The sequence below is a fragment of the Polynucleobacter finlandensis genome (genome assembly GCF_018881755.1).
In the GTDB taxonomy this organism is placed as follows: Bacteria; Pseudomonadota; Gammaproteobacteria; order Burkholderiales; family Burkholderiaceae; genus Polynucleobacter; species Polynucleobacter finlandensis.
Window position 1 is genome coordinate 164,931 of sequence record NZ_JACVPS010000004.1, and the last position, 23,092, is coordinate 188,022.

The 23,092-nt window shown below is 47.1% G+C and carries 22 protein-coding genes; 5 read left to right on the forward strand and 17 right to left on the reverse strand.

The annotated features are described in order from the left end of the window. The 14 genes from ICN49_RS04225 to bioB all read right to left on the reverse strand — a co-directional run bounded on the left by ICN49_RS04225 (nt 1) and on the right by bioB (nt 15,932). Entirely contained in the window at nt 1-999 is a 999-nt protein-coding gene (locus ICN49_RS04225) for a D-alanine--D-alanine ligase (protein WP_216166105.1), read from the reverse strand. Next, entirely contained in the window at nt 992-2,428 is a 1,437-nt protein-coding gene (gene murC / locus ICN49_RS04230) for a UDP-N-acetylmuramate--L-alanine ligase (protein WP_216166106.1), read from the reverse strand. Before murC ends, ICN49_RS04225 begins: the two co-directional genes overlap by 8 nt. Beyond that, entirely contained in the window at nt 2,425-3,498 is a 1,074-nt protein-coding gene (gene murG / locus ICN49_RS04235; protein ID WP_216166107.1) for an undecaprenyldiphospho-muramoylpentapeptide beta-N-acetylglucosaminyltransferase, read from the reverse strand. The genes murC and murG overlap by 4 nt, the downstream gene beginning before the upstream one ends. Continuing rightward, nucleotides 3,495-4,766, reverse strand: coding sequence for a putative lipid II flippase FtsW (ftsW, locus tag ICN49_RS04240; RefSeq protein WP_216166108.1), 1,272 nt, complete (start codon nt 4,764-4,766; stop codon nt 3,495-3,497). Before ftsW ends, murG begins: the two co-directional genes overlap by 4 nt. After that, entirely contained in the window at nt 4,763-6,385 is a 1,623-nt protein-coding gene (gene murD, locus ICN49_RS04245; protein ID WP_216166109.1) for a UDP-N-acetylmuramoyl-L-alanine--D-glutamate ligase, read from the reverse strand. Before murD ends, ftsW begins: the two co-directional genes overlap by 4 nt. A gap of 14 nt (nt 6,386-6,399) precedes the next feature. Continuing rightward, nucleotides 6,400-7,569, reverse strand: a complete 1,170-nt coding sequence (mraY, locus tag ICN49_RS04250; RefSeq protein ID WP_216166110.1) for a phospho-N-acetylmuramoyl-pentapeptide-transferase — start codon at nt 7,567-7,569, stop codon at nt 6,400-6,402. Further along, a complete protein-coding gene (locus tag ICN49_RS04255; RefSeq protein WP_439650846.1) occupies nt 7,560-8,996 on the reverse strand; it encodes a UDP-N-acetylmuramoyl-tripeptide--D-alanyl-D-alanine ligase in 1,437 nt (478 codons plus the stop codon). The genes mraY and ICN49_RS04255 overlap by 10 nt, the downstream gene beginning before the upstream one ends. 8 nt (nt 8,997-9,004) lie before the next feature. Next, nucleotides 9,005-10,543, reverse strand: a complete 1,539-nt coding sequence (locus ICN49_RS04260) for a UDP-N-acetylmuramoyl-L-alanyl-D-glutamate--2,6-diaminopimelate ligase (RefSeq protein ID WP_255535393.1) — start codon at nt 10,541-10,543, stop codon at nt 9,005-9,007. 8 nt (nt 10,544-10,551) lie between these two features. After that, nucleotides 10,552-12,273 carry a peptidoglycan D,D-transpeptidase FtsI family protein gene (locus tag ICN49_RS04265; RefSeq protein ID WP_216861127.1) on the reverse strand — a complete coding sequence of 574 codons (1,722 nt, stop codon included), beginning with the start codon at nt 12,271-12,273 and terminating at the stop codon, nt 10,552-10,554. 47 nt (nt 12,274-12,320) lie between these two features. After that, entirely contained in the window at nt 12,321-12,587 is a 267-nt protein-coding gene (gene ftsL / locus ICN49_RS04270) for a cell division protein FtsL (protein ID WP_216166117.1), read from the reverse strand. Then, a complete protein-coding gene (rsmH, locus tag ICN49_RS04275) occupies nt 12,584-13,534 on the reverse strand; it encodes a 16S rRNA (cytosine(1402)-N(4))-methyltransferase RsmH (RefSeq protein WP_216166119.1) in 951 nt (316 codons plus the stop codon). Before rsmH ends, ftsL begins: the two co-directional genes overlap by 4 nt. Before the next feature lie 12 nt (nt 13,535-13,546). Then, a complete protein-coding gene (gene mraZ / locus ICN49_RS04280) occupies nt 13,547-13,975 on the reverse strand; it encodes a division/cell wall cluster transcriptional repressor MraZ (protein WP_216166121.1) in 429 nt (142 codons plus the stop codon). A 275-nt stretch (nt 13,976-14,250) separates the two neighbouring features. Further along, a complete protein-coding gene (gene coq7, locus ICN49_RS04285) occupies nt 14,251-14,880 on the reverse strand; it encodes a 2-polyprenyl-3-methyl-6-methoxy-1,4-benzoquinone monooxygenase (protein ID WP_216166123.1) in 630 nt (209 codons plus the stop codon). Nucleotides 14,881-14,894: 14 nt separating this feature from the next. Next, nucleotides 14,895-15,932, reverse strand: coding sequence for a biotin synthase BioB (gene bioB / locus ICN49_RS04290; protein WP_216166125.1), 1,038 nt, complete (start codon nt 15,930-15,932; stop codon nt 14,895-14,897). An 89-nt stretch (nt 15,933-16,021) separates the two neighbouring features. Between bioB and bioA the strand changes: the two genes are divergently transcribed. From bioA to ICN49_RS04310, 4 genes are read left to right on the forward strand one after another with little or no spacing between them, the layout of a single operon-like run. Continuing rightward, complete coding sequence (bioA, locus tag ICN49_RS04295; RefSeq protein WP_216166206.1) at nt 16,022-17,374, forward strand: adenosylmethionine--8-amino-7-oxononanoate transaminase; 1,353 nt, start codon at nt 16,022-16,024, stop codon at nt 17,372-17,374. Beyond that, the gene (locus ICN49_RS04300) at nt 17,371-18,606 is read left to right on the forward strand and encodes an aminotransferase class I/II-fold pyridoxal phosphate-dependent enzyme (protein WP_216166127.1); all 1,236 of its coding nucleotides are present in this window, start codon (nt 17,371-17,373) and stop codon (nt 18,604-18,606) included. The genes bioA and ICN49_RS04300 overlap by 4 nt, the downstream gene beginning before the upstream one ends. Then, entirely contained in the window at nt 18,603-19,325 is a 723-nt protein-coding gene (gene bioD / locus ICN49_RS04305) for a dethiobiotin synthase (RefSeq protein ID WP_216166129.1), read from the forward strand. Before ICN49_RS04300 ends, bioD begins: the two co-directional genes overlap by 4 nt. A 53-nt stretch (nt 19,326-19,378) precedes the next feature. Next, the gene (locus ICN49_RS04310; RefSeq protein ID WP_216166131.1) at nt 19,379-20,575 is read left to right on the forward strand and encodes a M20 aminoacylase family protein; all 1,197 of its coding nucleotides are present in this window, start codon (nt 19,379-19,381) and stop codon (nt 20,573-20,575) included. Between the two features lie 19 nt (nt 20,576-20,594). Here the strand turns inward: ICN49_RS04310 and ICN49_RS04315 are convergent, their stop codons facing one another. Next, nucleotides 20,595-21,371, reverse strand: coding sequence for an enoyl-CoA hydratase (locus tag ICN49_RS04315; protein ID WP_216166133.1), 777 nt, complete (start codon nt 21,369-21,371; stop codon nt 20,595-20,597). 22 nt (nt 21,372-21,393) lie between these two features. Then, a complete protein-coding gene (mltA, locus tag ICN49_RS04320; RefSeq protein ID WP_255535395.1) occupies nt 21,394-22,347 on the reverse strand; it encodes a murein transglycosylase A in 954 nt (317 codons plus the stop codon). Between mltA and ICN49_RS11650 the strand changes: the two genes are divergently transcribed. Further along, nucleotides 22,319-22,648 carry a hypothetical protein gene (locus ICN49_RS11650; RefSeq protein WP_255535403.1) on the forward strand — a complete coding sequence of 110 codons (330 nt, stop codon included), beginning with the start codon at nt 22,319-22,321 and terminating at the stop codon, nt 22,646-22,648. The genes mltA and ICN49_RS11650 overlap by 29 nt on opposite strands. A 22-nt stretch (nt 22,649-22,670) precedes the next feature. Here ICN49_RS11650 and apaG read toward each other — a convergent pair whose 3' ends face one another. Next, the gene (gene apaG, locus ICN49_RS04325; RefSeq protein WP_216166137.1) at nt 22,671-23,045 is read right to left on the reverse strand and encodes a Co2+/Mg2+ efflux facilitator ApaG/CorD; all 375 of its coding nucleotides are present in this window, start codon (nt 23,043-23,045) and stop codon (nt 22,671-22,673) included. Between the last annotated feature and the right edge of the window lie 47 nt (nt 23,046-23,092).

The following is a 23,092-nucleotide window of genomic DNA, read 5'->3' on the forward strand; positions in this document are numbered from 1 at the left end:
CTATGCGCCCACCTTTTTTACAAGCGTTTGACTTAGTAGCCAGAGCACTAAATCTGCATACTCAATACCAGCAGCCTTTGCCGCCATTGGCACCAATGAATGTGACGTCATGCCTGGAGAAGTGTTCATTTCAAGGAGATAGGGCTTACCTGTCTTCTCATCCAACATCACATCAGCGCGACCCCACGTACTGCAACCCAGTGCACGATAAGCTGCTAAGGCCAATTTCTGAACGGCTGTATTGACTTCATCAGCCAAGCCAGTTGGACATAAATACTGCGTCTCATCGGAGAAGTACTTGTTATGAAAATCGTAATTTGCTTGAGGTGGAATGATTTTGATGACTGGCAATGCTTCAGCATTTACACCATCGCCAACTAAGGGGCAAGTCAACTCATCGCCAATAATGCAAGTCTCAGCAATCACCTTTTTATCTAGTCCGGCCGCTAGTTGATAAGCAGCAGGTAATTCATCTACTGATTTCACCTTGGTTAAGCCAAGCGAAGACCCTTCATTCGCAGGTTTCACGATGAGTGGCAAGCCTAAATGCTTCGCTACTGCATTCCAATCGCTATTGGCAGTCAGCTCTTCAAAATCGGGGGTAGTCAAGCCATTGCTTAACCAAATTTGCTTGGTTGCAATTTTGTCTATCGACAAAGCAGAGGCTAATACGCCACTGCCGGTATAAGGTAGGTTCAATAATTCCAATAAACCTTGAATCGTGCCATCTTCACCGTAACGACCATGCAAAGAAATAAAGACCCGATCAAATTTTTCTTTAGCTAATTCAGTTGGGCAACGCAGGCCTGGGTCAAACGCGTGCGCGTCGACTCCTTTGTTAAGTAAGGCTTCCAATACACCACTACCCGACATCAAGGAAATCTCACGCTCGCCAGAGCGGCCGCCCATTAAAACACCCACTCGACCGAGTGCTTGAATATCTAGCTTAGCTAGATCTGTCTTCACGCGATCACCCCACGAAGTGATTAGCTTAGGCATTCTTTACCTCGGCTAGGGTGTGGGGTAGAGCCGAAATAGAGCCCGCGCCCATGGTAATGAGAACATCACCATCTCTCAGGATGACGCTGAGTTTTTCAGGCATCTCAGCAACGCTGGCTGCAAAAGCAGCATCAGAAGATTTAAGCATGGCTTTGATGTTTTTATCTTCAGCAATTGCTGCTTTAAGCAAACTCTTACCATCGGCGCCCGGAATCTTTGCCTCGCCTGCTGGATAAACTTCAGTCAGCACTAAAGCATCAAAGTTTTTCAAAACCTGAACAAATTCACCGAAGCAATCTCTTGTTCTAGTAAATCGATGTGGTTGAAACGCCAACACGAGACGACGGTCAGGATATGCCCCACGAGCAGCAGCCAAAGTAGCAGCCATCTCCACTGGATGGTGCCCATAATCATCAATCAAGGTATAGCTACCACCTGCAGCCAGCGGAATATCACCATAGCGCTGGAAGCGACGGCCTACACCATCAAACTCAGATAAGGCCTTAATAATTGCTTGATCACTTACACCCAATTCCGTGGCGATACCAATGGCCGCTAGCGCATTGCGCACGTTATGCAAGCCTGGCAAATTCAATTCAATTTGGAGTCGTCCTGGGACGCTTCCATGTCTACGCACAGTGCGGCGCTCTACCGTGAAGTGCATGCGTGTTCCAACTGCCTTCACATTGCTTGCCCGAATATCCGCATCTTCAGATGTGCCATAGCGTAAAACTGGCTGAGATACAAACGGCATGATGTCGCGTACATTGGCATCATCAACACATAACACTGCCACACCATAAAATGGCATGCGCTGAATAAACTGCACAAAGGCCTGCTTCAAGCGGGCCATATCATGCTGATAAGTGTCCATATGATCAGCATCAATATTGGTGACAACTTCCATCGCCGGGAATAATTGCAAGAAAGAGGCATCAGATTCATCAGCCTCAACCACAATGAAATCGCCTTGCCCCAGGCGTGCATTCGCACCAGCTGAATTGAGTTTTCCACCAATCACAAAGGTTGGATCTAAACCGCCCTCAGCTAATACAGATGCAACCAAGCTAGTGGTGGTGGTTTTGCCATGTGTACCAGCAATTGCAATACCCTGCTTCAAACGCATTAACTCACCAAGCATCACTGCACGCTGAATCACCGGAATTTTTGCCGCACGAGCCGCCAAGACCTCGGGATTGTTTCCGGCTACAGCCGTGGAAATGACTACCGCTTCAGCAGTGCCAATATTTTTTGGATCATGCCCAATATGAATTATTGCGCCCAATTCTTTTAAACGCTTGGTAGCTACACCTTCAGCCAAATCAGAACCAGAGACTTGGTAGCCTAGATTGAGTAAGACCTCAGCAATGCCACTCATACCAGCACCACCAATACCTACAAAATGAATTTGCTGAACAATATGTTTCATTGACCGACCCCCGCACAATCTGCACATACCTCAGCTACACGCTGAGTTGCATTTGGCTTAGCTAGCGCATGCGCACGCTCAGCCATCGCTTTTAAATCTTCACGACTAAAGTTCTGAATCATTAGTGCCAAGTCTTGTGCGTTGAGATCTTGCTGTGGTAACAACACGGCTGCATTCGCATCTGATAAAAATCTTGCATTTGCAGTTTGATGATCATCAATCGCATGCGGAAATGGAATTAAGCAAGCGGCAACGCCACATGCCGCCAACTCAGAAACGGTCATTGCTCCAGAACGACAAATCACTAAGTCCGCCTGCGCATAGGCGTTAGGCATATCGTTAATGAATGGACGGATATCGGCTTGCACACCTAAATCTGCATACCGCTTTTGAAGATCTGCTAAATGCTTATCACCGGCCTGGTGAATCACGCTTGGACGAGACTCTTTCGGAATCAATGCCAGAGCAGCGGGGACATTTTCATTTAAGGCGGCAGCTCCTAAACTTCCGCCCACCACCAGAATCGATAAATTGCCTTGCCGTTCTTCATACCTCTGAGCGGGTGTAGTCATACGATCGAACTCTTCACGAATAGGATTACCAACCCACTCAGCATGGGACATCGTATTCGGGAAACCCGTCAAGGTACGCATGGCAATCTTTGCCAATGCGCGATTGGCGCTCCCAGCAACTGAATTTGATTCATGCAAGACTAGGGGGCGCTTCAATATTTTGGTAACCAAGCCGCCAGGAAAGGTGATGTATCCACCCATACCTAAAACCACGCTTGGTTTAATGCGGCGCATGATGTGCCAACTCTGAATACCGGCACGCAATAAGTTAAATGGCAGCATCAGTTTGGCTTTAATGCCCTTACCGCGCAAGCCGCCGAATTCCACCGCCTCAAATGGGAAGTCGCATGCTTTCACTAAACGATATTCCATGCCATTTTTATTACCCAGCCAAGAAACCTTCCAGCCACAAATACGTAAATACTCTGCAACAGCAAGACCTGGGAAGATGTGCCCACCAGTACCACCAGCCATCACCAGAATGGAAGGTTGCGTCATAACTTCCCTCCGCGCATCAAAATACGATTCTCATAATCAATGCGCAATAACATTGCTATCGCAATAGCATTCATCAGAATGCCTGAGCCACCGTAACTTACCAAAGGCAGCGTTAAACCCTTGGTAGGCAATAAGCCTAAGTTCACGCCCATATTGATGAAGGACTGCCAGCCAATCCAGATGGCAACACCTTTTGCTGCCAAGCCTGCAAAACTTCGGTCTAACTGCAAAGCAGTACGGCCAATCATGAATGCGCGGCGTACAACCCAATAGAATAAGAAGAGCATCACCACTACACCGAAGAAACCTAGCTCTTCGCCGATCACCGCCAAAATAAAGTCGGTATGCGCTTCAGGTAAGTAATGTAATTTCTCAACGCTACCACCTAGGCCAGTGCCGAACCATTCGCCGCGACCAAAAGCCATGAGTGAATGCGTCAATTGATAGCCTTTATTTGCAGCATTGTCGACTTGCCACGGATCCATAAACGCCATAATTCTTCCGCGACGGAATGGGGAAAGCGCAATGATGGTGGAAGCGCTCAATATGCCCACTGCAATCAATCCACCAAATAACTTGGCATTGATGCCGCCCAAAAATAGAATTCCAAATGCAATTAAAGCGACCACTACAAACGCACCCATATCAGGCTCTAACATCAAGAGTCCGCCAACCAGTGCAACTGCCACACCCATTGGCAACATCCCCTTCACGAACGAATGCAGATATTCCTGACGCTGCACGGTATAGGTGGCAGCAAAAATCACGGCTGCAAATTTCATTAACTCGGATGGCTGAAAATTCATCAAGCCAAGAGGAATCCAACGTTTTGCGCCATTCACGCCTTTTCCAAGGCCTGGAATTAAAACGGCAATTAAAAGCAATACGGTGAAACCAAAAATAATCGGCGAATAACGATCCCAGACCTTGGTAGGGATCTTGAAGGCCCAGAAGCCAACGCCAATGGCAATTCCCAAAGAAATGACATGGCGTATTAAAAAGTGATTGCTACTGTAATTAGCGTACTTAGGGCCGTCGGCTAAAGTGATTGAAGCGGAGTACACCATCACCAAACCAATCAAGGCTAAAGATAAAACTGCCCAAACCAAGAGTTGGTCATATTCCATCATGCGTGAACGTGTTTGCTCAACCCCGGAGACTGCATCACGAAGACCGCTGCGGAAATTATCAATGCCACCTCTAGAGAAATTCCAGAAGCGATTGAAGCCCAATCGATTTTCTGGAAATAGTTTTTCTCTTAAGCTCATACCTGAGCTCCATCAAATTGCATTTCTAATTCCTGAACTTCGGAAACAAATGCTTCAGCACGCGCAACGTAATTACTAAACTGATCGAAGCTTGCGCAAGCGGGTGACAACAGCACAATATCTCCAGACCGCGCCTGCTTAGCAGCCTCTTGAACTGCATTTGCTAATGTTCCGCTGGCGACACACTGAATATCTGACCCTAAGGCATCAGAAATAAGCTGTGCATCTTTGCCAATTAAAAATGCGCCTTTTACATAACGTAATGCGGGCTCACGTAAAGGACTGAAATCTTGTCCTTTGCCCTCCCCGCCAGCAATCAACCAAATACGCTTACCAAATTCGCTGTTACCAAGACCATTTAAGGCGGCGACTGTTGCTCCCACATTAGTGCCTTTGCTGTCATCGACATACTCAACATCTGCAACGATTGCAACGCTTTGTACCCGATGTGGCTCCCCGTGATAATCACGCAAACCATGCAAGAGCACATTCATAGGTAATCCAGCGGACCTCGCTAGTGCCAGTGCTGCCAGCGCATTCAAAGCATTGTGACGACCCCGAATGCGTAATGCATCCGCAGGAATCAAACGCTTCAGTCTTAATTCTTCAGGCTCTGTCACTGCCGCAGCTTTACGACGACGTTTTGGCTTTGGCTCAAGATCTTCATCTACCTCTGCCCATACCAACCAATCAATACCGCCGGCGCGCAAATCATGCTCGATCCCAAATGCGCCCTGCTCGTCGGGACGACCAGTACCAAATGTAATGACCGTTTTCTCGAGCCTCTGCTCTTGATTCATCAAGCCCATGACTAAAGAATCGTCGCGGTTCAGTATGCAAGTAGTGTCAACGCCAAAAATTTTGGCTTTTGCGCCCGCATAAGCCTGCATATCACCATGCCAATCCAAATGATCTTGAGTAATGTTCAGTACTGTTGCCGCTGTAGCGTTTAAGGTGTGGGTATAAACCAACTGGAAGCTTGAGAGCTCTAGCACCCATATGTCTGGCATATCTGAAATCTGGTCTGCTTGCTCTAAGCAAGAAACCAATTTGTCTAATGCGGCTGGACTGATGTTGCCCGCAACCGCGACTTTCTTACCTGCACGCTCACACAGTTGACCTGTTAAGGCTGTGGTGGTGGTCTTACCATTCGTACCAGTAACCGCCAAAATACTCGGCTTATATTGAACCTCATCAGCTTGAGACATGCGCTCCATCGCAGCAATGGCTCTCGCAAAAAACTCGATCTCACTCCAGATATCGATCTGGGATTCTTGTGCTTTAGCTAATAATGATTGCGCCGGCTCTTGCAGCGGTGATAGGCCTGGACTAATGCCAATCACCTCTACATCTTTTAATAGATCGTCGTCTAGTGGTCCAAAGTGTGAGCTCTTTAGCCCAGCAAACTCTAATTCACTCAACCAAGCATTTTGAATCTCACTCAATGCGTTAGTGTCGCGAGTGTCCGCAAGTTTTACAGATACCCCATGACGAAGACACCACTTAGCCATAGCAAAGCCTGATTCGCCAAGGCCCAGAATTAAAAAATGCTCAGGAGCTTGGTAAGCCTCATCCGTAATGAGAGTTGGATTTGCGAAGGCGTTATTTAAATTCTGCATTTTTATACTTTGGCTCACCGTAATTTCAGACTAGACAAGCCTATTAAGACCAATAAAATGGTGATAATCCAGAAGCGCACTACAACCTGTGTCTCTCTCCATCCACCCAACTCAAAATGGTGATGCAGAGGCGCCATGCGGAAAATGCGACGGCCCTCTCCGTAACGTTTCTTGGTGTACTTAAACCAGAAAACTTGCAACATAACCGAAACAGTCTCTGCGACAAAAATGCCACCCATCACAAACAACACAATCTCTTGTCGCACAATGACTGCAATCGTTCCTAAAGCGCCGCCCAGCGCAAGAGCACCAACATCCCCCATAAATACTTGGGCAGGATGAGTGTTGTACCAAAGGAAAGCTAATCCAGCTCCGCCCATGGCTCCACAGAAAATCATTAACTCACCAGCCCCAGGGATGTAAGGGAAGAGTAAATATTTCGCATAAATTGCGTTACCCATGACATAAGCAAATGCACCAAGAGCAGCACCAACCAAAATGACAGGCATGATCACTAAGCCATCAAGGCCATCAGTCAAGTTCACGGCATTGCTACTACCCACAATCACCAAGTAGCTCAAAATGATGAAGCCTAAAACACCCAGCGGGTAACTAACTTCTTTTATGAATGGGATCAGTAAATTTGACTTGGCTGGAAGATTTAAAGCAAAACCACTTCTCAACCAATCAAAAAATAATTGCAGCACTTTGAGGTTATTTACCTCAGAAACAGAGAAGGCTAAATAGATAGCGGCAAACAAACCAATTAAAGTCTGCCAAAAAAATTTCTCTCTAGACGCCATGCCCTTAGGGTCTTTATAGGCAACCTTGCGGTAATCATCAACCCAGCCGATCAAGCCAAAACCAAAGGTAACAATCATCACAATCCAAATAAAGCGATTACTGAGATCTGCCCAGAGGATGCAAGAAACAAAGATGCCAATCAGAATCAATACGCCCCCCATGGTTGGCGTGCCTGATTTCACTAAATGCGTTTGCGGACCATCAGTGCGAACCGCCTGCCCCATCTTTAAGGCCGTTAATTTACGAATGACCCAAGGTCCAGCAGCCAGCCCAATTAATAGAGCCGTCACGGTTGCCATCACTGCTCTAAAGGTGATGTAGTTGAATACCCTGAAAAAGCCGAAATCCTCTTGCAACCACTGTGCCAACATTAAGAGCATGCTTTTGCCTCCTCTACCAAGGCTTGAACTACACGCTCCATGCGCATAAAACGCGACCCTTTAACCAAAATATTTAAATGCTTGTCGCTAGACTGCCGCAAACGAAGATCGCTCACTAATCTTGTGTTCAATACATTCACATCAGGGAAATGTTCTGCTGCTGAGGAAAGTTTCAACTTTTGCTTCATCTCTTCAAATCCCTGAAGTGCAAACTTGCATTGCTCCCCAATAGAAAAGAACTTAGAGATGCCTTGCTCTGCTGCATATGCACCAACTTCATGATGAAAGGCAGAACCTTGATCGCCAACTTCACCCATATCTCCGAGTACCAGCCACGATGTTTTCCCAGATTGTTTTAAAGCATCAATGGCAGCTCTTACGGAATCTGGATTGGCGTTGTAGCTATCATCAATTAAGGTGTGATGAGCATCTAAGGTTTTGGCCTGCATGCGCCCATTCACCGGATCAAAAGACTCGAGACCCTCTTTTATCTTTTCTAAACTTACACCAGCAGCTACAGCCACTGCACTTGCCGCCAATGCATTGCGCACATTGTGGTTGCCTAAGGTTTTTAATTGAACCTCAATCACGCCTTGTGTCGTTTTGATTTCTACATGGCCATTACCTAGCAAGCTACCCCGAACTCCAGCCGCTTGATGATCTTGATTAGGATTCAATACAAAATCGATAATCTTGCGACCCCCTGCCGCTTCACGCCAAAGCTCAGAGAATTCAGAATCGGCCGGAAATACCGCCACACCATCCTGAGGTAGAGCACGCAAAGCATCTGCATGCTCTTCTGCAACTGCAGCCACTGTTGCCATAAATTCTTGATGTTCACGCTGCGCGTTATTAATCAGTGCAATATTCGCAGCAGCAATATCTGCCAACTGCGCTGTTTCTCCTGGGTGATTCATGCCCAGCTCAATCACTGCCAATCGATCACTAGAACGCATACGCAAAAGAGTGAGCGGCAGACCAATATCATTGTTCAGATTGCCTTTGGTAACCAAAGTGCGCTCGTCTCCTACTGCCGCTTTAAAGATCGAGGCAATCATTTCTTTAACTGTCGTTTTGCCATTGCTTCCCGTCACAAGGGCAACAGGAATAGAGTGCTGCTTGCGCCAAGCTTTGGCTAAAGCAGCTAGACCAACCCGAGTATCAGTCACACACACTGCAGCCAAGTTCTCAGGACATTTTTCCTGCTTGCTAATGAGTGCAGCACTTGCGCCCGCTTTAGCAACATCTAATAAGAAATCATGGGCATCAAAGCGCTCGCCAGATAAGGTGATAAATAATTCGCCAGCACTAATCTGACGGCTGTCACTGCCGACCTTAGAGATAGTCAATTGCTGGGCATCTGCACCAGAAATATTAATCAACTGGCTACCTGGCAGCATTGCATGGATCTGGGCAAGATTGGTCATTGCTAACATCAAGCCATTCCTCCTGCCGCTAGAAGAACATGTTCTTGATCAGAGAAATCAAACTTTTTACCTTTGATTTCTTGTGTAGACTCATGACCTTTTCCAGCCACCAATACAACATCAGCCGCATCAGCATGGCGCACTGCAGCCATAATTGCAGCGGCTCTATCTGGAACAGTTTGAATATTCTGCGCACCGGAATCCATACCAGAAAGGATCATCGAAATAATCGCTTCTGACTCTTCTGATCTTGGGTTATCGCTAGTCAGCACAATATGGTCTGCATGCTGCTGCGCAACTTTTCCCATTTGTGGGCGTTTACCAGCATCTCGATCTCCGCCACACCCAAAGACACACCAAATCTTGCCACCGCGCGCGCTGGCAATCGGACGCAAAGCGAGTAATGCTTTTGCTAGCGCATCAGGGGTGTGGGCGTAATCCACTACAACCACTGGCCCTTCAGATTTTTGGGTTTTATTTAAGGAAATCAATTCCATGCGACCCGCTACTGGTCGCAATAATCCCAAGCGCTTACTTGCCTGATCGCATGTCATACCCTGCGTTAGCAGAACTGCCCACACTGCCAAGCAATTGCTCAAATTAAATTCGCCTAATACAGCAGCGTTAACAACATGCTCTCCAATGCCCTGATGTACAAATAGAGAAGCGTAGCCGGCACCAGTCAGCACCGTATCTTTTGCATAAATACAATGCAGACGATCGCCAAACTTCTCAAAGCCAGCAAACTGATCTTTGCTTAGGGCGTAAGCCCATACTTTGATGCGATTCTGCGCTAATAATTGAGCAGCTAATTCACGACCAAACACATCATCCAGATTAACGACTGCATGCTCAACACCAGCCTGTTGGAATAGTTTTGCTTTTGCCTCAGCGTAATTGGCCATGCTGCCGTGATAATCAAGATGATCTTGACTGAGATTGGTGAATACGGCGCAATTGAACTCTAGACCTGCCACTCGATCTTGCTCTAATGCATGCGATGAGACCTCCATCGCAATGTATTTAGCGCCTGCATCTAAAAACGCCTTTAACTGCGATTGCAAACGCGGTGCATCTGGGGTGGTATAGCCAGTCTGTACGAGAGCTCCAGGAAAACCTGAGCCTAAGGTACCCAAAACAGCTGCGCGACTATTGGGCTGATCTAGCGCCTGAGCAAGCCATTGAGTAACAGTCGTTTTTCCGTTGGTGCCAGTCACACCGATCACTTGCAATTGCTTGCTGGGAAAGTCATACCACTGCGCGCATAAGCGCCCTGCTTGCTTTGCCAAGTTCTCAACAGCAAAGAATTTTGGATGATCCTGATACTCACCACTCATGCCTGCTGGATCAAATACCACTGCTTGAGCGCCGTTCTTTAAAGCAGCTGATATATAGTCGCGTCCGTCACGCAAAGCTTTGCCATGACCAACAGGGTAGGCAAAGAAAATATCACCAGCTTCAACTTGGCGACTATCAGCAGTCACTTTGGCTGATGGATCAAGCAAGCCATGCAAATGGTTTATTAAGTTAGCGGGTTTTATATTCATCACCACACTCATCTTTTTAAAACCACAGGTTGTACTGATACGCTAGCAGCATGAATCTCAGCAGGGCCAGCACCATCTAAAACTGCTTGCTTCACACTGCTATCTGGAAGCACATTGAGCGTACGCAAAGTCTCGCTCACAATCGTGGAGAACACAGGCGCCGCAACATCGCCGCCATAATGGCTTCCACCAGTTGGCTCATCAATCATGACCGCAACTACAATCCGTGGCGCACTAATGGGAGCAATGCCAGCAAAGTAAGCGCGATAAGAATTCCCGTAACCTTTGCCAACTAACTTATGTGCAGTACCTGTTTTACCGCCAACGCGATAGCCCTCTGCCTGCGCTTTTACTGCAGTACCGCCCGGCTCAGTCACAGTCTCAAGCATGGCACGCATTTCTGTAGCCGTTTTAGCTGAGAGCACTTTTGTGCCGGGTTTGAATTCTGGACTGCGCTCAATGGTCAATGGCACTAACTCGCCGTCACGCGCAAAAATTGTATAAGCACGCGCAACTTGAAATAAAGATGCGGAGATGCCATAACCAAAAGCAATACGAGCTTGATCTGTGGGCATCCACTTCTTGAATGGATGAACCGTGCCAGCCACCGCGCCAGGAAATCCAATTTTAGGAGCCTGTCCCAAACCCACGGAGGTATAAAAATTCCACATCTCTTCTGCAGAGAGATTATTCATGGCAATTTTGGCTGTACCAATATTGCTAGACTTTTGAATAATCTCTGCAACGGTTAAGTTTCCGTAGGGGTGGGTGTCAGTAATAGGCTTAGGGCCAACTAAATACTTGGCACCAATCACCATATTAGTATTTGGTGCTACTACGCCCTTCTCTAGTGCAATAGAGATCGTGAAAGGCTTCATGGTCGACCCCGGCTCAAACGTGTCTGTCATAACACGATTGCGCAACTGCTCGCCACTCAAATTTCTACGGTCATTCGGGTTGTAACTTGGGTAATTTGCCAAGGCCAAAATTTCGCCTGTTTGCGTATCCAAGACTACTGCACCGCCAGCTTTGGCATGATGCTGCTCAACCGCACCCTTCACAGCGTTGTAAGCTAGATACTGAATCTTGCTATCAATAGAGAGTTGAAGATCCTTACCGTTTTGTGGGAACTGTTCAATCGCGACATCTTCAACCACTCGGCCCAAGCGATCTACTACTACACGTCGCTGACCAGGGTGTCCTGCTAAATCTTTTTCCCGCGAAAGCTCCATACCCTCTTGGCCACGATCTTCGACGTTGGTAAACCCTACCACGTGTGCCATTGCCTCACCCTCTGGATAAAAGCGACGGTACTCATTATTTAAGCCAATGCCTGGGATTTCTAATTTCTTAATCTGCTGTGCAACATCTGGATCAACCTGACGTTTCAAGAAAACCTGCTTACGCTCTTCTTTTAGTTTTTTACGCAAATCATGCTCACTCATCTGCAAAAGACTCGCAAGCTTCTGAACTTTTTCTGCAGATAAATCATCTGGAACGGTATCGTTATATGCAATCACCGACTTTGCTTCAAGACTAGTAGCTATGACCATGCCGTTACGATCTAAAATTTTTCCACGACTCGCCGGCAACTCAAGTTCCCGCTGTGTGCCACGCACCGCTTTTGCTTCATAAAATGCATTTCCTGGGCCTTGGATCCAGAAAGCCCGAATCAAGAGCAATGTAAATACAAAAAACAAAAGGAATAACATCAAGCGCGACCGCCACATTGGCAGACGCAACACTAAATTTGGAGAAGTAGAAAATCCTACCGGCCTCACTTAGCCTCCTTGAGGTACAAAGTACGCTCAGGTGAGATTGGTATCATGCGCAATTGATTACGAGCTACATCGCGGATGCGTGCAGACTTTGAAAGATTGCGTTGCTCATACTCCAAGCGCAACCAATCTTGATTTAATTTGTATTCTTCAACTTGTGTGCGCTCTAAAGCCACAAATAATTTACGCGCGCGCTGCTGCGCTGCCACTAAAGATAATGCGCAAATCAGTAATAGGGATAATAAGGTTAGGGTTGCACGATTCATGCAAGTACTCCCAAACGTTTTTCTGCGATACGCATAATTGCTGAACGAGCACGTGGATTCTCATTTACCTCTTCACTGCTAGGTTTAACGCGGCCAATAATTTCCAAAGCACTTTGTGGCAAGTCTTTTTCACGCACAGGCAGTCCACGCGGAACTTCTACCTTTGCATGAGACTGCAAAAATTGCTTCACAATCCGATCTTCCAAAGAGTGAAAGCTAATGACTGCCAGTCGAGCACCAGGCTTTAGTAATGTCAATGCAGCTTTAAGGCCTAATTCCAAATCTTCAAGCTCGCGATTAATAAAAATCCGCAATGCTTGAAAAGTTCTTGTGGCTGGATCTTGCCCAGCCTCTCTCGTGCGCACCACAGTCGCAACTAGGCTAGCCAATTGCAAAGTGGTTTTTGGTGACAAACCTTCCTCGCGTTTTGCCACAATAGCTTTAGCGATCTGAAATGCAAAACGCTCTTCCCCGTAAGTCTTAATCACGCGTGTGATTTCCTCCTGAGGCGCTTGTTCTAACCATGCTGCAGCTGTCAAACCATGATCGGTATCCATCCGCATGTCGAGCGGACCTTCGCGACGAAAAGAAAACCCCCGATGAGCTTCGTCTACCTGCGGAGAACTGATACCCAAGTCCAGCAAAATGCCATCGACTGATTCTGGTTCCGCGTACTGATCCATCTGCGCAAAACTGTTGTGCACAATCGTCAAGCGTGGATCTTTGATTGCATTGCCCACTGCGATCGCGTCCAAATCCTTGTCGAATGAAATCATGCGCGCATTCGGACCCAACTCTTTGAGTAATGCTTGCGTATGACCGCCACGGCCAAAGGTCCCATCGATCAATAGAATGTTTTTTGATGAATCTGAATCTTGAATGAGCGGACTGTTGATCAGCGCCGTCACCGCCTCGGCCAGTAACACTGGGCGATGAGTTATGTTCATGGCACCCTGTCATCAAAAATTAAATTGCTTTAGTGCTTCAGGCATGCCTTGCGCAATGGCAGCCTGTTCTTTTGCGGAGTATGTTGCTGAATCCCACAACTCCAAGTGACTACCCATGCCAAGCAGCATCACTTCTTTTTCAATGCCCGCTGCGGCACGCAGCTCTGGGCTAACCAAGATTCTTCCTGCGCTGTCCAAATCTACCTCGGCAGCATTGCCAAGGAAAATTCGGCGCCACCAATGGGCATCCATTGGCAACTGCGCAACTTTTGATCGGAAACTTTCCCACTCCGGCCGAGGAAATAGCAAAAGACATCCATCGGGGTGTTTGGTGAGCGTGACTCTGCCTTCGCCTTGTACCAACAAGGCGTCACGATGCTTTGCCGGCACAGACATGCGGCCTTTTGCATCTAAATTGAGAGCTGACGCACCTTGAAACACCAATTACCCCACTTTTTCACACTTCCTCCCACTTTAGAGGATCAATATAAGAGGGTCAAGTGTTTTAAGGGCTTTTTTTAGGAATTTCTCTAGTGATTACAATCACTTAGCGTCGTGTGTTAAGAAAATGGTGATATAAAAATTACTACTTGAAACAAGAGCTTGGAAAATACACTTAAGAATAGGTCTTAGCTATTTGCCCCAATAATGGGTCAATATACTGTATTAAAGAACAGTATATTAATTTTGGCATTACCCCAACAGCGCATCAAAAATCAGATTTTATAGGCACTCGTTGTCATGATCTTAGACATCGCCTTCATCATCTGCTGAACGGGTCTGGGTAAAGACGCTCCGCCCGCTTGCACGGCAGCCTGTCCATGCTCAATTTCATCTAGACGCATTTGATCAACAATTGCACGCGAACGATGATCATTTTGGGGTAATTTTTCTGAGTGACTTTCGAGATGATTTTCTACTTGCTTTTCTGTTTCAGCAACAAATCCTAAACTCCACTTATCGCCCGCTAAGCCAGCAATCATACCAATTGCAAAGGATCCGGCATACCAAAATGGATTGAGATAGCTCGTATGAGAACCGAGCTCATGTAAGCGTGTTTCGCACCAAGCTAAGTGGTCCATTTCTTCTTGCCCAGAATGATGCAACATCTCCTGAATCTCTGGATTTCTAGCAAATAATTTTTGTGATTGGTAAAGTGCTTGAGCGCAAACTTCACCCACATGATTTACCCGCATTAAGCCGGCAGCATGCTCTCGCTCGGAAGACTCCAAAACCACTTCAGAGTGCACATCTGCACCCGGGGTTTGCCGGTGTGCATTGGCACCACCAACGACCGACCGAAGGGCGGTATCAAACTCAATAATGAAGCGATCTAACAGGGCCATTTCTGCGCAAAAGCTTAGATGAGAACTTCAGCTTTGCAATTCTGCTTTGTCTTTAATCCAAGCTCTGCCAATAGTGCACGGTCTTGTTCTGCCTCGGGATTACCGGTAGTAAGTAGTTGCTCACCATAGAAAATAGAGTTGGCACCAGCCAAAAAACACATGGCCTGAACCGCTCTTCCAAGCTCTTGGCGACCAGCAGATAAACGCACTCTAGCTTTAGGCATCGTAATGCGCGCAATCGCAATCGTTCTCACAAATTCGAGCGGATCCATTGGCTTCTGATCCGCCATAGGGGTACCAGCAACCGGCACCAAATGATTGATCGGAACTGACTCTGGATAAGGGCTCAAATTTGCCAATTGAGCCAAGAAAGCTGCCCGCTGTTCACGCGACTCCCCCATACCCACAATACCGCCACAGCAAACCGACATCCCTGCTGCGCGAACATTAGACAGTGTGTCTAGGCGATCCTGATAACCCCTCGTTGAAATAACCGAGCGATAAAAATCTTCACTGGTATCCAGGTTATGGTTATAGAAGTCCAACCCCGCTTCCTGAAGGGCCTCGGCCTGATCAGCCTCCAACATACCCAAAGTGGCACAGGTCTCTAAGCCCAGGGCTTTTACGCCCTTAATCATGGCAGTCACTTTTTCAATATCTCGGTCTTTAGGCTCGCGCCAAGCAGCGCCCATGCAAAAACGGTTGGAGCCGGCAGCTTTAGCTGCTTTAGCAGCCTCCAGCACTTCTTCCAAATCCAGCAACTTGCTCGCCTTGACGTCTGTGTCATAACGCGCAGCTTGAGGGCAATACCCACAATCTTCTGGACAACCGCCAGTCTTAATGGATAAGAGGGTTGCCAATTCCACATCGCCTTCGGGGAAGTTGGTACGATGCGTCTGCGCAGCCTCTAACATCAAATCATTGAATGGCAAGTCAAATAAAGCCTCAATCTGGGCAACAGTCCAGGCGCCAGAAGCATTTACCTCCCTATGTAAATCTGCCTTTGATTTGACATGGGTAAGGGGTTTTTCAGTACTTTGTACGTCCAGCATGGGTAAATTCCAGAAAATAGATCAAATCAAGTCATAAACATAACAGATGGAAGCTTAGATTAGGAAAAACTAGTGGTCAAATATCAATGATGAAAAAGAAGGTTATTCCTGATGTAAATCAAAAGCACTGGGTTGAAAGAAGCTTGGAGGCGGTTTGGCATCCCTGCACCCAGATGAAACATCATGAGTCTTTTCCGCTCATTGCCATTACCCATGGCAAGGGGCCTTGGCTCTACGACGATAACGACAACGCCTTCTTAGATTGCATTAGCTCCTGGTGGACCAACTTATTTGGACACTCCAATCCACGCATTAATCGGGCCATTTGCAATCAATTAGAAAAAATTGAGCACGTGATGCTAGCGGGCTTTACCCACCCACCCGTTGTCCAACTTTCTGAAAAGCTGTCCGCTTTAACAAAAGGTAATTTGGGGCATGCCTTCTACGCATCCGATGGCGCATCTGCAGTGGAGATAGCCTTGAAGATGAGTCACCACTTTTGGCAACTCAATAACAAGCCCAATAAGAAAAAGTTTGTTTGCTTAGAAAATGGTTATCACGGAGAAACGCTTGGTGCGCTAGCGGTAACAGACGTTGCTATTTTTCGAGACGCCTATGGCTCACTCCTGCAAGATGTATTTACCGTTGCGTCGCCAGATGCCCGCAAAGCGAAGTCTGGTGAAAGCGCTGAGGATGTTGCCAAGCAAGCTGCCAATGCTCTTGAAAAACTGTTTGAGCAAGAACATCAGAATATTGCTGCCATCATTGTTGAACCACTAGTTCAGTGTGCAGGACAGATGGCAATGTACTCACCAGAATATTTGCGGCAAGTCAGAATGCTCTGCGATCGCTTTGATATTCACCTCATCGCGGATGAGATTGCTGTTGGCTGCGGACGCAGCGGTAAATTTTTTGCCTGTGAGCACGCTGGTATCTGGCCAGACTTTCTGACGCTATCCAAAGGGATTAGCGGTGGCTATCTTCCATTGTCGCTCTGCCTCACTACAGAAAAAATGTATCGCGCCTTCTATAGTGATCAAACAAAAAATGGTTTCTTACATTCACATTCCTACACGGGAAATCCTCTAGCGTGTTCAGCAGCTCTAGCTTGCCTAGAGATATTTGAAACAGAAAATATTCTCGAGAAGAATCTGATCCAGGCGCAAGAACTTGCCAACTCATTTGCTTGGGCTAAAACAGATGCGCGCATTGAGCACTGGCGTCAGCAAGGGATGATTTTGGCCTTTGATATCAAACATGAATCGATGAAAAACCCAAATGCCTTCCCACGTGAAATGTTCTCCGCAAGCTTAGATGAAGGCGTACTCATTCGTCCTATTGGCAATACTGTCTATGTCATGCCCCCTTATATTCTGTCTTCGACTGAAACTCTGCAAATGGGCGAAGCAGTACAGCGTGCATTAAATAAGGCGCTCGCATGAAAAATACATTTCATGCTTTGAGTATGGCCAATGAACAGATTGCTGAGCTTGATGCGCAATTACTAAAACGCAGACTTCGCGTTACCGAGTCACCCTGTGATACAGAAGTCATAGTTGATCAGCGCAAGTTGCACACCTTTTGTAGCAATGATTACCTAGGCCTAGCCAATCACCCAGAGTTGATTCAGGCCCTAGCGGAAGGTGCAAATTTATATGGCGTGGGTAGCGGTGCATCACACCTGATCAGCGGACACAATATTGCGCATGATTTGCTAGAAAAAAAATTAGCCTCCTTTCAAAGCAAACATATCCCCAATGCGGGCGCCCTATTTTTTAGTACTGGCTATCTTGCAAATCTGACTGCCATTACAGGCTTAATAAAACTTGCAAAACCAGGCGAAGCAAGTATTTACTCTGCCAATCTCAATCACGCATCGATTATTGACGGCGTGCGCCTAGCAAGCATTCAATCTAAAGCCTCGGTCACACTATTTGATCATCAGCAATTAGAGGCACTCACAGAGGCACTCAAGAAAGATACGAAGCCTCTCAAGCTCATCATCACCGATGGTGTCTTTAGCATGGATGGTGATATCACTCCAGTGAAAGCGCTAGTAGAAATTGCAGAGCAATACGATGCATTACTCTTGGTAGATGATGCCCATGGTTTTGGTGTGCTTGGTGAATTAGGACATGGCATTCTGGAGCAATTTGATATTAGGTCAGAGCGCATCATATATATCGGAACCCTTGGTAAAGCAGCTGGGGTGAGTGGTGCATTCATTTGTGCACAAGCTCCTTTTATTGACTGGCTGATTCAAAAAGGCCGCCCCTATATTTACAGTACTGCTACGCCACCAGCCATTGCACATGCTTTGCTGAAAAGCCTCGCCATCATTGAAAGTGAAGAAGGCAAGGCTCGGCGTCGTCAACTGAGTCAACTAATTACTCATTGGCAAAATGAAATGCATTTTTCCGATTGGGAAAAAGTGGCTTCGTGTACACCGATCCAGCCAGTCATTCTTGGCAGCAATGCCAACGCCTTGGCAGCAGCCAAACTATTGAATGAAATGGGTTACTGGATTCCGGCAATTAGGCCACCAACAGTTCCAGCAGGCAGTGCCCGTCTACGCATTACTTTTTCAGCAAATCACAGTATTGAAGAATTGAAGAATCTTATTCAGGCTTTACAAAAGATTGAGCAGCAGGTGCAAGTGGGGAAATTGGCATGAGCACTCACAATCAAGCTTCCGGGTTCTTTGTTGTGGGAACCGATACCGAGGTTGGCAAAACTTTAGTCAGCGCTGCCTTCATTCTGAAGCTCAAAGAAGTTGGAATAAAGACGGTTGGCTTTAAACCAGTTGTAGCAGGAACCTATAGAAGTCCAGATGGGCGCGAATTAAATGAAGATCTAGAAACATTGAGGCTTGCTTCAGGCTTTGAATACGATGACATGCATTTATGTCCTTACGTCTTAAGCACCCCTGCAGCCCCCCATCTTGTAGCGCAAGCGCAAGGCATTGACTTAAATATTGCAGTCATCACTAAAGCTTTTCACAATATCTCTGAAAAATTTGACGCAGTGATTGTGGAAGGTGCAGGCGGATTTCTAGTGCCCCTCAATCAAAAGGAAGATTTAGGGGATGCAGCAAAAGCAATTGGCTTGCCTGTCATTCTGGTGGTGGGCATGCGTTTGGGATGCATTAATCACGCACTCTTAACGTATGAAGCTTTGAAAATGCGTAATCTTCAAGTGGCAGGCTGGATTGCTAATACGCTTTCAGAAGAAATGCCACTTTTGCAAGAAAACATCCAAAGTCTCAAAGATCGCATCAGCGCACCCCTTCTTGGAGTCATTCCACCTCTGCCAATAGCCCTACAAAAGCAAGTAAATGAGCCTTACTCATTACAAGCGCTTGAGTTTGCTGCGGAGCATATAAAACTCCCCTGATGCAGTTGGGCCAAATAAGTGCGACCCCATGTGGTTTCAGATAAGATAAACATATGCGATTACTCCCTGAAATCGTCGATTCCGCAGCAGCAATTCAAGAAATACGGCGCAATATCCATGCCCACCCAGAATTGCGCTTTGAAGAGAATCGTACGTCCGATCTTGTTGCCGAAGCACTTTCTAGCTGGGGCATTACTGTTTTCCGTGGCATGGGGAAGACAGGAGTTGTCGGTCGACTAGACGGAGATCTTGGCCCTGGAAAGATGGTGGGTTTGCGTGCTGACATGGACGCACTACCACTGCAAGAGCACAACAATTTTGCGCACACTTCCGTTAACCCTGGAAAAATGCACGCCTGTGGCCACGATGGTCATACCGCAATGCTCTTAGGTGCCGCTCAATATTTATCAAACCATCGAGACTTTAAAGGCACGGTCATTTTTATTTTCCAGCCAGCTGAAGAAGGTGGCGCTGGCGCAAAAGAAATGATTAATGATGGGCTCTTTAAACAATTTCCATGCGATGCTGTTTTTGGTTTACACAACTGGCCCGGCCTTGCTGAAGGTCATTTTGGAGTAACCGCTGGCCCCATGATGGCATCTAGCAATGCATTCGAAATTACGATTCGCGGTAAAGGTGGGCATGCAGCATTGCCGCACAATAGCGCGGATCCAGTGCTAGCAGGCACTCAAGTCGTGCAAGCTTTGCAAAGCATCATTACGCGCAATAAACGCCCCGTTGATGCTGCCGTGTTATCTGTAACGCAATTCCATGCGGGAGAAACCAGCAATGTAATTCCCGATAGCGCCTTTATCGGTGGAACCGTTCGCACCTTTACTTTAGAAGTGCTTGATCTGATAGAGCAACGTCTGCGTGAGATTTCTCATAACGTGGCGAGTGCATTTGATTGCCAAGCAGAAATTACTTTTTCTAGAAACTATCCACCGCTCATCAACCATGCAGATGAAGTCGAATTTGCTAGCGAGGTGATGGCTGAGCTCGTGGGTGAAAAAAACGTCAATACTGCGATCGATCCTACGATGGGTGCAGAAGACTTTGCTTTCTTCTTGCTTGAAAAGCCGGGTTGCTATGTGTTCTTGGGCAATGGTGACGGCGATCATCGCTCCGTCGGACATGGCATGGGACCATGCCACCTCCATAACCCATCATATGACTTCAATGACGCCCTCATCCCGGTAGGTGTGAACTATTGGGTCAAACTAGCTCAACGCTACTTAGAGAAAAATTAGTTCTGCCTCTAAATCTAGATTAAGAATTGGTAAATTTAGCGGGGCGCTTTTCTACAAATGCAGCCATACCCTCTTTCTGATCGCTTGTTCCAAAACAAGCATGGAATAAACGACGCTCAAAATGAATGCCTTCTGAGAGCGAAGTTTCATAAGAGGCGTTGATGCTTTCCTTCACCATCATCGCAGTCAGCAATGGCATATCCGCGATACCTTTTGCGATTGCAGAAACTTCATTGAGCAAATCTGCCTGAGGAAAAATACGCGCCACCAAACCAGCGCGCTCCGCCTCATTCGCGTCCATCATGCGGCCCGTTAAAGCAAGGTCCATGGCTTTTGCCTTAGATACCGCACGTGGTAAGCGCTGTGTGCCGCCAGCGCCGGGAATAATTCCCAGCTTAATTTCTGGTTGACCAAATTTCGCATTATCAGCAGCCATAATCATGTCGCACATCATGGCCAATTCACAACCGCCACCTAGCGCATATCCTGAGACCGCCGCAATCACTGGCTTGCGTACTTTTCTGATTTGCTCCCAATTACGAGAAATGTAGTCATGACGATAAACCTCATGAAATTCATACTTTGCCATCTTGGCAATATCCGCTCCTGCAGCAAAAGCCTTTTCACTGCCGGTGATAATGATGCAGCCAATACTGTCATCAGCGTCAAACCCAATCAACGCTGCGCCCAGCTCATCCATCAACTCATCATTTAGGGCGTTCAATACTTGAGGACGATTCAAAGTGATCGTGGCAACCTTGCCATCTACTTTGGTCAAAATGGTGTTGTAGCTCATAAAACCCTTTCAGCATTTATTTTTAACGCGGCAGTAATACCCACATCTTGCCATTTTGTTTCATACGACCAGCCATTTCTGCTGCGGCATCTCCGGAACCCCAATAGTAATCAGCTCTGACGGCTCCCACAATGGCGCTTCCCGTGTCTTGGGCCATGACTAACTTCTGCAGGGGTTGATTGCTGAGGGGTTTGGTTGTGGCCAAAAAGACTGGCGCACCTAAAGGCAGAGACCTCAGATCAATCGCAATACTTCGCTCACCAGTCAGGGGTACGCCAAGCGCACCGTTAGGACCTAACTCTGCACTCACGTTACCTGGCAACTCTTTAAAGAAAACAAAACGGGGGTTGGCATTCAGCATGTCATCTACACGGCTAGGATTGCGTTTTGCCCATTGAGAAATACCTTGCATCGTTGCTTCACTGCGCGTGATCTCTTTGCGATCTAATAACCATTGGGCAAAAGATTTGAACGGTTGATCATTTGTGCCAGCGAACCCTAAACGCAAAACACGTCCATCCTCAAGACGAATTTTTCCGGAGCCCTGGATTTGCATAAAGGCTGCTGCAACAGGATCTTGTACCCACGCTAATTCCTGACCCTTCAAGGCGCCTGAGCTCATGAGCTCGGCACGAGTCGGCGCTGGACTGGGCTTGGCGTTTCGCCATGCTTTTGGATAAGCGTACAGGGGAACGGCATAAGCACTGGTGCGCGTCAGAGAGCCATTCATCACAGGTTCGTAATAGCCAGTGACTAAACCTGTTTCAACTCCACTCGAGCTACTACGCACTTCATAAGCCTGAAAGTAATTCTCAAAATATCGACGGATAGCTTGTCCATCTCGCGGGGAAATATTACTTGCCTGGGTACATACCTCGCGCCAATTGACTTCACTACTGCGCTTTCGTAAAGCATCACAGCTTTTAAGCCATGCTGGCCAAGCCTGAGTGAGTTCGTCGTCTTGCCATCCTGGCAAAGCCTGCCATGAGACGGCAGTAAAGCTAGAAATGGGAGAGCTATATGGGGCCGCAGAAGTTCCACTGGATCGGGAGCTAGACCGGCCTGCAGGTGGGGTCGAACAGCCTGCCAGAAGAGCGGCAAACAACAGAGCGAATACACTAGCGCAAGCTAATCGCTTTGCCACTATTTGGAAGTTAAGAATCATGATCGCCAATTTACTCGATGAATACCCAATGCTGCTCTTTGTCTTCGAGGCAGTCATTGCCTTAGGTCTGCTGCTATTTATCGTACTTTGGACTGGTGGCGGCAAAAAATAAGCTGTTTTTGCCACAAGACCATCTAGTGAAGGGTTCTGGGCATTACTAGTGCAAATTCTGGAATGGGGGCCTGGAAAAACTGTGCTTCCTCGGTCACACAGAAATACTCCCCCCGCATAGTCCCTGCAGGTGTGGGTAAGGTAGCCCAACTGGTGTACTCAAAATGCTCGCCAGCGCGCAATAAAGGCTGCTGACCAACCACCCCAAGACCCCGTACTTCCTGGACATCGTTATCCCCATCGGTAATGAACCAATGGCGGGCTATGAGCTGAACGCTAGCCGTCCCGGTATTGCGGATGGTGACGGTATAAGCAAAGGCAAATTGACTGTTATCAGGCTCAGATTGCTCTGGCAAATACTGGGCTTTGACCGTAATAGTGATTTCGTGGGGATTCATGCTCGAATTCTGCTCTATCCGGAAGCCAACTGCAAGCTAGAATCTAG